This is a genomic window from Peribacillus asahii, from assembly GCF_003570725.1.
GTDB classification, from domain to species: domain Bacteria; phylum Bacillota; class Bacilli; order Bacillales; family DSM-1321; genus Peribacillus; species Peribacillus asahii.
The window spans coordinates 19,448-31,340 of record NZ_QWVS01000044.1 but is presented as its reverse complement, the minus strand read 5'-3'; the positions used below and the strand labels follow the sequence as shown (position 1 = coordinate 31,340).

General features: G+C 36.3%; 12 protein-coding genes and 1 pseudogene. All 13 read left to right on the top strand.

The features are described from left to right. Positions 1–305, top strand: a 305-nt coding sequence (locus tag D1953_RS17825; RefSeq protein WP_182480670.1) for a hypothetical protein, incomplete at its 5' end; no start/stop codon positions are given. Between the two features lie 128 nt (positions 306–433). Then, positions 434–1,528 carry a permease gene (locus D1953_RS17820; protein WP_119118514.1) on the top strand — a complete coding sequence of 365 codons (1,095 nt, stop codon included), beginning with the start codon at positions 434–436 and terminating at the stop codon, positions 1,526–1,528. Continuing rightward, a complete protein-coding gene (locus D1953_RS17815) occupies positions 1,528–2,298 on the top strand; it encodes a TIGR03943 family putative permease subunit (protein ID WP_119118513.1) in 771 nt (256 codons plus the stop codon). The genes D1953_RS17820 and D1953_RS17815 overlap by 1 nt, the downstream gene beginning before the upstream one ends. Before the next feature lie 102 nt (positions 2,299–2,400). Continuing rightward, a complete protein-coding gene (locus D1953_RS17810) occupies positions 2,401–3,585 on the top strand; it encodes a GTP-binding protein (protein ID WP_119118517.1) in 1,185 nt (394 codons plus the stop codon). A 19-nt stretch (positions 3,586–3,604) separates the two neighbouring features. After that, positions 3,605–3,754: a 50S ribosomal protein L33 gene (gene rpmG / locus D1953_RS17805; protein ID WP_119118512.1), complete on the top strand. Its 150-nt coding sequence runs from the start codon at positions 3,605–3,607 to the stop codon at positions 3,752–3,754. A gap of 57 nt (positions 3,755–3,811) precedes the next feature. Continuing rightward, a pseudogene (gene rpsN / locus D1953_RS21790) lies at positions 3,812–4,080 on the top strand (30S ribosomal protein S14). 359 nt (positions 4,081–4,439) lie between these two features. Further along, positions 4,440–4,955 (top strand): G/U mismatch-specific DNA glycosylase, encoded by a 516-nt coding sequence (mug, locus tag D1953_RS17795; protein WP_119118511.1) that lies wholly within the window; start codon positions 4,440–4,442, stop codon positions 4,953–4,955. A 74-nt stretch (positions 4,956–5,029) separates the two neighbouring features. Further along, a complete protein-coding gene (locus tag D1953_RS17790; RefSeq protein WP_119118510.1) occupies positions 5,030–5,746 on the top strand; it encodes an AzlC family ABC transporter permease in 717 nt (238 codons plus the stop codon). Then, complete coding sequence (locus tag D1953_RS17785) at positions 5,737–6,063, top strand: AzlD domain-containing protein (protein WP_119118509.1); 327 nt, start codon at positions 5,737–5,739, stop codon at positions 6,061–6,063. The genes D1953_RS17790 and D1953_RS17785 overlap by 10 nt, the downstream gene beginning before the upstream one ends. 316 nt (positions 6,064–6,379) lie before the next feature. Further along, positions 6,380–7,393 carry a glycoside hydrolase family 15 protein gene (locus D1953_RS17780; protein WP_119118508.1) on the top strand — a complete coding sequence of 338 codons (1,014 nt, stop codon included), beginning with the start codon at positions 6,380–6,382 and terminating at the stop codon, positions 7,391–7,393. Between the two features lie 269 nt (positions 7,394–7,662). Then, the gene (glgB, locus tag D1953_RS17775; RefSeq protein ID WP_119118507.1) at positions 7,663–9,597 is read left to right on the top strand and encodes a 1,4-alpha-glucan branching protein GlgB; all 1,935 of its coding nucleotides are present in this window, start codon (positions 7,663–7,665) and stop codon (positions 9,595–9,597) included. Further along, positions 9,597–10,763, top strand: coding sequence for a glucose-1-phosphate adenylyltransferase (locus D1953_RS17770; RefSeq protein ID WP_119118506.1), 1,167 nt, complete (start codon positions 9,597–9,599; stop codon positions 10,761–10,763). Before glgB ends, D1953_RS17770 begins: the two co-directional genes overlap by 1 nt. Before the next feature lie 15 nt (positions 10,764–10,778). Next, positions 10,779–11,885 (top strand): glucose-1-phosphate adenylyltransferase subunit GlgD, encoded by a 1,107-nt coding sequence (glgD, locus tag D1953_RS17765; protein ID WP_119118505.1) that lies wholly within the window; start codon positions 10,779–10,781, stop codon positions 11,883–11,885. Positions 11,886–11,893 lie beyond the last annotated feature (8 nt).

The window sequence follows — 11,893 nt, the reverse complement described above, 5'->3', positions numbered from 1 at the left end:
AAGAAAACAACCAAAATCAAAACCAAGAAAACAACCAAAATCAAAACCAAGAAAACAACCAAAATCAAAATCAAGAAAACAATCAAAACCAAAATCAGAACTATAACCAAAACCAAAATTATCAGAATCAAAACTATAATCAAAACCAGAATTACCAAAACTATAACCAAAATCAAAACTTCAACCAAAACCAAAACCAGAATCAACAACAACAACAAGCAGATATTGCTGAAGCTAGTAATTTAGCTCAAATGGTAGTTTACAGCCAATTAATGGCTCGAGCAATGGGGCAAGGAAATAGCTAACGCTAATTTGAAGATTAAAAACAGCCATCCACCAGGTGGCTGTTTCATTTTGATCTAGCGAGAAGCCTTCTTATCTCAAAACCAAATGATGCCAAGCAGATATAATTTAAGTAGAGGTAGTGCAAAAAATGCGATTCAATTCTCATACTACTCATATTAATAGAAGGAAAAGTATATACTTTATCAATCTATTAAGTGAGGTGTTGTCTATCGTTATTCGTTATGTAGGGAACGTATTTCTTTTTGTTTTAGCACTATTATTGATGTTTTTCTTTTTTATAGGTCAAGAAATCGTGGATATTAATGCTTTCTTATCCAGTCGCTGGAATTCAATCTTTGTGGTGTTTCTTAGTATTTTCCTTGAAGCTCTTCCTTTTCTATTAGTAGGTGTTTTAGCTTCAGCGTTTATTCAATTATTTGTTAGTGAAGAAATGGTTCAAAGATGTATTCCAAAAAATTCAATCAAAGCTCTCTTTTTTGCTATCATTGCAGCGCTGGTAACACCGGTATGCGAATGTGCGATTATTCCTGTTGTAAGGAGGCTTATTCAAAAAGGGGTTCCGTTGCATGCAGGAGTGGTCCTTTTAGTGGCGGCGCCAATCTTAAACTTTATTGTATTTGCCTCTACGTATTATGCTTTTCCGAATCATCCTGCCCTATTTTATGGAAGAATTCTTTTATGTGTGATAACAGCTTTGTTAGTGGGTCTCTTCACTCTAATATTTTTTAATGGAAAAGTTGAACATGTGATTCATAACTACGCTGAACTAGCTCATAGTATGGAAGGAAGTAAAACCTCGTTTTCTGAAAGATGGAGAGAGTTTATTCAGCATTTTTCTCAAGATTTCTTCTCGGTTGTTAAGTATTTTATTATTGGGGCGTTAATTGCAAGTTGCTTGCAAGTATTTTTCAATCGTTCTCTATTAACTGAATTAGGTGAACAATCGATTTTTGGTACAGCCGCAATGATGGGATTTTCTTATTTGCTTTCCCTTTGTTCTGAAGCAGATGCTTTTGTTGCAGCTACATTTGTGAATAGTTTTCGTCCAGAAGCTATGTTAGGTTTTTTAGTATTTGGACCGATGCTGGATCTGAAGAATACGTTTGTGCTATTTGCTTGTTTTAAGCCACGCTTTGTTCTTATGTTTATCATTGTGGTCACTTGTATTGTGTTTAGCTTATCCTTATTAGCTGGTGTGATCATAGAGATGGGAGGTTTATAATGAGGAAATATGGTGCTGGATTTCATAGAAAGTTAGAAGCATTGTTATTACTTGCGAGCGGTTTAATGATTTTTAAGTTATATGTATCAGGTAATTTAAGTCATATTCTCGCTGACCGAATGCTTCCTTTCTCTATTATTGCGCTTGTTTTGTTTAGTGTCATTAGTGTATGTCTATTTCAAAGTAGTAAAACTCATATTTCAAGCTGTGATTGCTGCGGGTGTGAAACGTCAAAAAAGAAACAAGTTATATATCCTTACTTGCTTTTTGGTATTCCTCTTTTTTTAGGTTTTATAATGACAGATTTTTCGCTCAGTGAACAAGCATTAGCGAATAAGGGCCTGCAAAATGGTGCTTTTTCAACAACGAAAATTGAGGAAGGTTCGTATGATTTAGAAAAGGATTCTATTAAAGTCACGGATGAAAACTATTTTGAGGTTTTTAATCATTTGTATACGTTTCTAGATGATATGGAGGGTAAACAAATTTCTTTAGCGGGTTTTGTTTATCGTGAACCAGATTTTCCAAATAATCAAATTGCTATTGCGCGCTTAACGATGACTTGTTGTATTGCGGATGCTAATGTATATGGTTTTATTTTTCGAGGGGATGTTGAAAAATTAAAAACAAATCAATGGTACGAAGTCCAAGGAAAGATAGGAAAAGAAACGTACAAGGGAGAAGTCATTCCAGTCATTCAATTGAATACATTTAATCAAATTCAACCGCCGAAAGAGCAATATTTATCAGAATATACAAGTATTGAATAATTTTCCATAAAAAAACTTGCAAATAGTAATGGTTACGTTTTATTATAATAAGGTAGATTAATCGTAATGATTACGATTAAATTTCAGGGTGGAGGGAATGAAATGAAACAAAAGAAAATTCCGGTCACTGTACTCAGTGGGTATTTAGGTTCCGGGAAAACAACGTTACTTAATCATATACTTGCGAATCGTGAGAATAAGAAAGTGGCCGTAATCGTAAACGATATGAGCGAGGTCAATATTGATGCCAGTATAGTGAGGCAAGGTGGATTTATCAGAACAGATGAAACATTAGTGGAAATGCAAAATGGCTGCATTTGCTGCACGCTTCGAGAAGATTTAATTGTGGAAGTCGAAAAGCTAGCTCGATTGGGTCATATTGATTACATTGTCATTGAGTCGACGGGTATAAGCGAACCGATTCCTGTAGCACAAACCTTTACATATGTGGATGACCAGATTGGAATCAATCTATCACAATATTGTCGATTGGATACGATGGTAACAGTTGTCGATGCAAATCGATTTTGGAGTGATTTTTCCTCCGGGGAGACGTTACTCCATCGAAAGCAAGGAAATGATGAGATCGATGAACGAGAAGTTGTAGATTTATTAATTGATCAAATTGAATTTGCCAATGTAATTGTGTTAAACAAACTTGATTTAGTTAGCAAGGAAGCTACTAAAGAGTTAAAGGCTGTCATTTATGCTTTAAACCCAAGTGTTGAAATAATTGGGACTGAACATTCTAAAGTATCGCTTAGTAAAGTACTGGATACACAGTTATTTGATTTTGAGGAAGCGAGTCAAGGAGCGGGGTGGATTAAAGAATTAAATGAAGAGCATACTCCAGAAACGGAGGAGTTTGGAATTGCTTCTTTTGTTTATCGAAGACAAAAACCATTTCATCCTGGTAGATTGTTGAATTGGTTGCAAAAGTGGCCTGTTGAAATTGTACGAGCGAAAGGTTTTATTTGGTTAGCCACTCGAAACGATATAGCAGGGTTGCTTTCACAAGCAGGTCCATCGTTAACCATTCAAGGAGCAGGAGAATGGCTAGCTGCCTGGCCTGATGTCGAGCAACAGAAAGTGTTAGCGGAAGAATCCGAGCTATTTCATCGTTGGCATGAAAAATATGGAGACCGCATGAATGAAATTGTTTTTATTGGAATTAAAATGGATCAAGTAGATATTGAACAATCACTCGATACATGTTTGCTAACTGAGGAAGAGGAAGCAATGGATTGGACAACATTTGCGGATGAGTTACCAGCTTACAACGTGTAAAAAATAGGAGGAATGATGTATGAGAGTGAAAATTACGTTAGCATGTACAGAAACAGGGGATCGTAACTATATTACAACAAAAAATAAGCGAACAAATCCTGATAGAATTGAGTTAAGAAAGTATAGTCCACGGCTAAAAAGACATACGTTACATCGTGAAACAAAGTAATTTTTATGAGTTTTAAATCGTAATGACTTCGCTTTTCGGAAGAGAGGAAAACATGTCATGGCTAAAAAATTGAAAGTCGCTAAAGCAAAAAAGCAAGAAGAACTAGTACGAAAATATAAAGAGTTACGCCGTGAATTAAAAGTAAAAGGGGAGATGAGACACTTTGAAAATTGCCGCGTGATTCATCTACATCACGATTAAATAATCGATGTGGAATCACAGGGCGTCCACGTGGATATATGCGCAAATTCAATATGTCACGTATTACCTTTCACGAACTCGCGCATAAAGGACAACTACCAGGTGTGAAAAAAGCTAGTTGGTAACAAGAAAAGCAGAAGCGCCTTGGTCAACTCGTGAAGGAAATAGGGATTGACGCTAAAGGAGTTCTTTGCCTTTGGAGGCAAGCATCTTTTCCACAGCGAGCTAGATAACAAGAAAAGCAGAAGATCCTCACAATCTTTGTATAACATAAAATATTTACTGAACAGTCATTCTGAAATGGATGGCTGTTTTTTTATGTGTATAATAGTAATATCCAAAAAAATAATTGCCTGGGAAATGTAAATTTTTTCTAAGTAAGAGGTGGTTAAATTTATTATAATAGGTAAAATAGAATTTGTAGCTTAATTAGGCAGAAGCATCTTCCTAGAATTTTTAAAATCGATAGAAATGAGGCATGTCGATGAAGGAAATCTCAGATCATCTAAAGCATAACCTAGATGTTTTATTTGTCGGCTTCAATCCAAGCCTTCGTTCTGCGGAAACAGGACACCACTATGCCAATCCTAATAATCGATTTTGGCGTATTCTTTTTGAAGCGGGTATTACGCCGAGAAAGTATAGTTCTAATGAAGATTATACATTATTGGATTTAGGCTTTGGATTTACAAATATTGTTGCTAGGCCGACAAAAAGTGCCGATGAAATTACAAAAGCTGAATACATAGAAGGAAGAGAACAATTAAAACAAAAGATTATAAAGTATCAACCGAAAGTTGTTTGTTTTGTAGGAAAAGGTGTTTATCAACAATATGCAAATAAGCGAAATGTGACCTGGGGTGTTCAGGCACAGCCGATGGTTCCAGGGACGATTGATTTTGTTGCTCCATCATCAAGCGGACTTGTCAGAATGAAGATGGAGGAGATTGTGGGGATTTATCAAGAGTTAACGAGATTGCTTATAGAGAAAGAGAGATAATCATTTACTTATGGAAGTTTAGCTGCTACACATTATAGCAGAAAGCTTTTCGGTCATCAGCGGAGGGGAAATACATGAACGAAAGTGCATTATATTACGAGGGAGAAGATAGTTTTTGGCAGGGTGTTAAAGATTGTGTGCCTACTTTATTAGGGTATTTGAGCATCGGTTTTGCGGCGGGAGTTGTTGAAAAGACAGCGGGTTTAAGTATTGCTGAAATTGCTCTTATATCTTTAATTTTATATGCTGGTTCTGGTCAATTTATTGCAGCCGGGATGATTGCAGCTGCGCATCCGATATCGGCTATTGTATTTACCATTTTCTTTGTAAATAGTCGTCATTTATTATTAAGTGCAGCAATTGCTCCTTATTTTCGTAAGCAAACAATAGGGCAAAACATACTAACAGGGGCTTTGCTAACAGATGAAACATTTGGCGTTGCGATTAATCATGCGCAGCATAAAAAACAGCTGAATTATAAATGGATGTTAGGATTAAACATTACAGCTTATCTAAATTGGGTTCTTGCTAATATAGCAGGCGGATTTTTCGGACAGTGGATTCCAACACCGGAGAAATATGGATTGGACTTTGCTTTGCCAGCAATGTTTATTGGGCTCCTTATTTTACAAGTTATGAGTCACAAAAAATACTTTGTTGATATTATAGTTGCTTTAAGTGCTGTTTTGATTGTTGTTATTTCTAGCTTTCTTTTCCCAGGAAGTGCGGGCGTGATTATAGCAACAATCGCGGCGGCTACAATCGGGATGGTGATTGAACGATGGAAGTAAACATGTATATCTTGTTAGTCATTGTTGGCTCAGCTATTGTTACCTTTATTCCAAGAGTTGTACCGTTAGTATTGCTAAGTCGTATTCAAATTCCAGAATGGGGCATTAATTGGTTGAAGCATATACCTGTAGCTGTTATGGCTGCTTTACTTGCGCAAGAACTTCTATTATCAAACAACCAATTTTCTATATCGGATAACCTGTTATCTTTACTAGCTGCATTACCCACATTTCTTGTCGCGATTTTCTCACGAAGCTTATTAGGCACTGTATTGGCGGGGGTCATATCATTAATGATTTTAAGATTTTTCTTTTAATCGATTCATAATAAGGTTAAAAAGAATAAAGTGTTATATACTGTATTGAAGAGAAGATAGATAAGCTCAAACGAATAAAGGACCGCCCATATTATCCGTTACTCAATATGGGCGGTCCTTTATTTTATATCGGGTAAAAACATTATCAAATCAATGTGTACTTACATACACTAACAGTAAAGATACGTAAAGGCCAAGGGAGCGGGTTTTGCAGTTAATTTTATGAAAATGCTTAAAATAGATAGAGGACGATGTTTAGAAATATAGGTTTTGTCAACACTGAGAGTAAAGCAAAAAGCTACGGAGGTGTTATCTAATGAATGTAAACAAGGCCATTGAAGTTCTTGATCGGATGCGACTCTCGAATGGGGCATATACGGCCAGTCTCTCTAAAGATTATAGCTATGTTTGGATTAGAGATGTTGTTTATACCGTGCTCCCTTTTTTAACAGATTCTTCAGACCGTTATGAGAAAGCGTATCAGGCTTTGTTCGACTTGTTTCGTAATTATGAATGGAAGATTGATATTCATAGAGAAAAAAGACCAATGTATTTATTTGAATATATCCACTCTAGATACTCAACAGATTTAAAGGAAATTCCTGTTGAGTGGGGGCATGCTCAAAATGATGCCATTGGTGCTTTTTTATGGGGGGTAGGCGAAGGCTTTCGTCATGGAAAAAAAGTGATTCGTGACGAACGAGATCTCCAAATTGTTCAGAAGTTAGTCGATTATTTAGAGTGCTTACAATATTGGCAAGCAATCGATAATGGTATGTGGGAAGAGAATATGGAGCTGCATGCATCAAGCATTGGCGCCTGTGTTGCAGGATTAAATGCTGTCAAAATGCTTGTAAACGTAAAGGAAGAACTAATTAAAAAAGGAGAAGAAACGTTACGATTTATGCTGCCTAGAGAAAGTGAAACAAAGGAAACAGACTTAGCCCTACTTTCACTGATTTATCCGTATCGAGTTGTAGATCGGAAAACTGCTTTAAAAATCGTACAAAATGTCTCCACTAAGTTAGAAAGAACCTACGGCTGCATCCGCTATGAAAATGATCAATATTATAATGAAGGCAGCGAAGCGGAGTGGTGTTTTGGGTTTCCATGGCTTGGGCTATGTTATTTAGAACTAGGTATGAACAATATGGCGAAACAATATATTGAGAAAACGAAAAAAATTATTCCAGCTAACTTTGAAGTGCCGGAACTATATATCGGCGGCAAAAATATACCAAATGGAAATACCCCGTTAGCCTGGTCCGTTTCCTTATCGTATCTATTTTTAGTAAAAATGGACAGTATTCGTAATGAGCAAGTAACTTAACATACTCAAAATAGGCGTGAGCTCTTCCTGATGAATAGGAGGAGCTTTTTCATTTTGTTTTACTTAATTTTTTTGCGCTGTTACATAACGTATAAATTAACAAGATTCATGAACAACGCATCTAATTTTCTAAAGAGGTAAATACTTTGTCGAATATAATATTTTATTGAAATAAATGGTTAATTATTACAGGAGAAGTCAAGAGATATGGAAGGATTAAACAGAATTATAACGAATATATTATGTAAGAAAGGAATGGAGGTGGAATTTTGAATAATACTGTTGATGCTTGCTATGAGATAACTCCCACTGATTTATATTTATTTCATGAAGGAACACTTTATGAAAGTTATAATTTGCTGGGTGCCCATTTTGTGAAAAAAGCGAATCAAGAAGGTGTAAGGTTTACCGTTTGGGCTCCTCATGCTAGAGGTGTATCCGTTGTTGGTGATTTTAATCATTGGAACGGAGAGAATCATCAAATGGAACGTATTAAACAATCGGGAATTTGGGTCTTGTTCGTGCCTGACTTAAAGGAAGGTGAATTGTATAAATATGAAATACATACACCAAGTAATCATATCATTCTCAAAGCAGATCCATATGCTTTTTATTCAGAATTACGTCCGAAGACAGCTTCAGTTATTAAGCGATTAGATACGTACAATTGGCAAGATTCCAAATGGATGGCTCAACGAAAAAAGGAAGATGTATATCATAAACCGATGTCCATTTATGAAGTACATATTGGAACGTGGAAACAAAAGGAGACCGGGGAGTTTTATACGTATCGAGAGCTTGCTGATGAATTGATTGAATATGTAGTAGATAACGGATTTACACATATCGAACTCATGCCCGTTATGGAACATCCATATGATAAATCATGGGGCTATCAGCTGACTGGTTATTATTCACTCACAAGTCGGTATGGTACTCCAGAGGATTTTATGTATTTTGTGGATCAATGTCATCAACATCAAATTGGGGTCATTTTAGATTGGGTTCCTGCTCATTTTTGTAAAGATGCTCATGGCTTAGGAAGGTTTGACGGTACTCCCTTATATGAACCGATAGATTTTCAAAGAGCGGAACGCCCAGCATGGGGAACGTACAGTTTTGATTTTAGCAAGCCAGAGGTTGTTAGTTTTTTAATTTCCAATGCGATGTTTTGGATGGATGTATATCATATTGATGGCTTTCGCATTGATGCAGTATCCTCGATGGTTTACTTAAACCATGATAACCCGCTTCCGGAGCGAATCTACAACCAGTATGGAGAAGAGGAGAACTTAGAGGCGATTGCTTTTATTAAAAAATTAAATGAAGCGGTATTTCATAAGTATCCCACTGCTTTAATGATGGCCGAGGAAGCAACGGATTGGCCACTGGTTACATCACCAACCGATGTAGGAGGACTAGGTTTTAATTTTAAATGGAATATGGGCTGGGTCAATGATATTCTTCGGTATATGAAGCTGGATATAAGTCATCGTCCTTATCATCATAACCTCTTAACATTCTCGTTATTTTATGCCTTCTCAGAAAATTTTGTGCTTGCTTTCTCACATGACGATGTTGTTCATGGGAAACGTTCTCTTCTAAATAAAATGCCAGGTGACTATTGGCAAAAGTTTGCGAATCTTCGTTTGCTTTATGGGTATTTTATCACACATCCAGGAAAAAAGTTACTGTTTATGGGTGGGGAATTCGGTCAATTTATTGAATGGAAAGATGAAGAGCAACTAGATTGGTTACTATTAGACTATGAATCACACACAAAGTTGGCTCGATTTTTCCGTACATTGCAACATTTTTATCAGCAATCATCTTGTTTATGGAGACTTGACCATGATCAGGAAGGGTTTGAATGGATTGATCCGAATAATCATAAACAGAGCATCATTAGTTTTATTAGAAAGGGCAAACGGAAGGGGGATTACGCACTGATTGTGTGCAACTTTTCAGCCGATGTGTATCATAACTTCCGTATCGGTGTTCCATCATTAGGAAAATATATCGAGGTGTTAAACAGCGACGACGTTTCTTTTGGTGGGACGGGTCAGTGTAATAGGCAGCCGATTGCTGTTCAAAAGAAGCCTTATCATAATCAACGTTATAGTATGGAAATAACTGTACCACCATTAGCTATTTCAGTTTTTATGAAGCAAACGCAAAAAAGACAGGGGAGAGTGAAGGGGTAATGGCTTCAAAGAAATGGATTGCAATGTTATTAGCCGGCGGACAAGGGTCTCGATTAGGAGAATTAACAAGTGGATTGGCTAAACCAGCTGTTCCTTTCGGAGGGAAATATAGGATTATTGACTTTCCTTTAAGTAATTGCACACATTCGGGCATTGATACGGTTGGTGTCTTAACGCAATATCAGCCTCATTTACTCAACGACTATGTCGGGAATGGTAAAGTATGGGATTTGGATTCGGATTTTGGTGGCGTTTCGGTACTACCTCCTTATAAAGGGAAAGACGGTGGGGAGTGGTATAAAGGAACAGCGAATGCAGTCTATCAAAATATTCAATATATAGATCGATATAATCCAGAAAATGTTTTAATTATTTCTGGTGATCACATTTATAAAATGGATTATAGTAAAATGCTCGCTTATCATATTGAAAAACGGTCCCAAGCGACAATTGCAGTTATTCAAGTACCATGGCAAGAAGCAAGCCGTTTTGGCATTATGAATACTAACGATAATCAAAAAATTATCGAATTTGATGAGAAGCCCGAATATCCGAAAAGTAACTTAGCTTCAATGGGTGTATACCTCTTTAACTGGAAAACATTAAGAAGTTATTTAATAGATGATGAGAGGGATTTAACCTCGGAGCACGATTTTGGTAAAAATATTATCCCTAATATGTTAGAGGACCGAAAACATTTATATGCTTATCATTTTGAAGGATACTGGAAAGATGTTGGAACAGTGGAAAGCCTTTGGGAAGCGCATATGGATCTTCTAGAGGTAAACCCTCAGTTTCAATTAGATGATCCTAATTGGAAAGTATTCGCTAGAAACGCGAATCATCCGCCGCATTATATCGGGGAAGAGGCAGTCATTAAGCAATCTCTTACAAATGAAGGGTGCATGATTTATGGTACAGTGGACCACTCTGTTTTATCCTATAATGTTCAGGTTGGCTATAATTCAACTATTAAAGATTCCGTCATTATGCCGAATGTTCATATTGGAGATAATGTTCATATTGAAAGAGCGATTATTGATAGTAATTGTGTGATAGAAGATGGGGCTGTGATTGGAAACTCCAATCCATCAGCTAAGATTACTTTAATAGGAGAAGGTCAAACGATTACTTCTACTGACCAAAAAAAGATTACGAATATTTGATAAGGGGCGATCGTCATGGGAAATGTATTAGGCCTTATTAATTTAATTAATGAGAAGCAATATTTAAAAGAATTAACGACTCACCGTAATATAGCATCCGTTCCATTCGGAGGTCGTTATCGTCTTATTGACTTTACGATGTCGAATTTTATTAATGCCGATATTTCTTTAGTTGCTGTTTTTCCGAAAGAAAGATACTTATCCTTGATGGATCACCTTGGATCAGGGAAGGAATGGAATCTAGATCGACGTTCAGGTGGATTATTTATTTTGCCTCCTATTCAGCCGCACGAAACGAGTATGGGTGATATGAAACAGTTTCATAATCATTTAAGTTTTTTTGAACGAGCAAATGCAGATACAGTGATTATTTCACCAGGACATCATGTGTGTAAAATCGATTACAATGAAATCCTTGCTTTTCATCGAGAGAATCAAGCAGATATTACCGTTGTGTATAAAGATTTTTATGATGGTGCTGTTGAAAAGCTAATTTATCATCAATGTATAGTGGATGAGGACGGAAATGTAACCGATATTAACTTATTTAATGTACCGCAAGCGGGCGACCATATTTCGCTTGAAACATATGTAATTAGTAAATCTCTTTTTATCGATTTGGTTAAAAAATGTGCAGCGAATGAAGAATATAATTTTTTAAAAGATGCAGTAAAAGCTAATCTCCATCGTTTAAATGTAAAAGGATATCACTTTACTGGGGAGCTGCCATTTATTCATTCTATCGAAAGTTTTCATGCTAGTAATATGAAGTTCTTAAACCCTCAAACTCTTAAATCTTTCTTTAGTGAGGAATGGAGTGTAGTGACAAAAATTAAACATGAGCCTCCAGCTAAGTACGGACAGGCATCAAATGTGAAAAATTCTTTAATTGCTAATGGCTGCGATATTCAAGGGACAGTTGAAAACAGTATTCTATTCCGCGGGGTTAAAGTGAAAAAAGGCGCAACCGTGAAAAATAGCATTATTATGCAAAAGGGTGAAATTGAAGAAGGAGCTATTGTTGAAAATGTTATCGCAGATAAAGAAGTAAGAATTACGAAAGCGAAAAAAGCGGTTGGAGAAAACGAACCACTAGTTATCAAAAAAGCGGAAGTTATTTAAGGGAGGTG

Coding starts and splice junctions, on each gene's coding strand:
- D1953_RS17780 (WP_119118508.1), top strand. CDS start 6,380: ATGAATGTAAACAAGGCCATTGAAGTTCTTGATCGGATGCGACTCTCG.
- D1953_RS17770 (WP_119118506.1), top strand. CDS start 9,597: ATGGCTTCAAAGAAATGGATTGCAATGTTATTAGCCGGCGGACAAGGG.
- D1953_RS17790 (WP_119118510.1), top strand. CDS start 5,030: ATGAACGAAAGTGCATTATATTACGAGGGAGAAGATAGTTTTTGGCAG.
- D1953_RS17810 (WP_119118517.1), top strand. CDS start 2,401: ATGAAACAAAAGAAAATTCCGGTCACTGTACTCAGTGGGTATTTAGGT.
- glgD (WP_119118505.1), top strand. CDS start 10,779: ATGGGAAATGTATTAGGCCTTATTAATTTAATTAATGAGAAGCAATAT.
- rpmG (WP_119118512.1), top strand. CDS start 3,605: ATGAGAGTGAAAATTACGTTAGCATGTACAGAAACAGGGGATCGTAAC.
- D1953_RS17785 (WP_119118509.1), top strand. CDS start 5,737: ATGGAAGTAAACATGTATATCTTGTTAGTCATTGTTGGCTCAGCTATT.
- D1953_RS17815 (WP_119118513.1), top strand. CDS start 1,528: ATGAGGAAATATGGTGCTGGATTTCATAGAAAGTTAGAAGCATTGTTA.
- D1953_RS17820 (WP_119118514.1), top strand. CDS start 434: ATGCGATTCAATTCTCATACTACTCATATTAATAGAAGGAAAAGTATA.
- mug (WP_119118511.1), top strand. CDS start 4,440: ATGAAGGAAATCTCAGATCATCTAAAGCATAACCTAGATGTTTTATTT.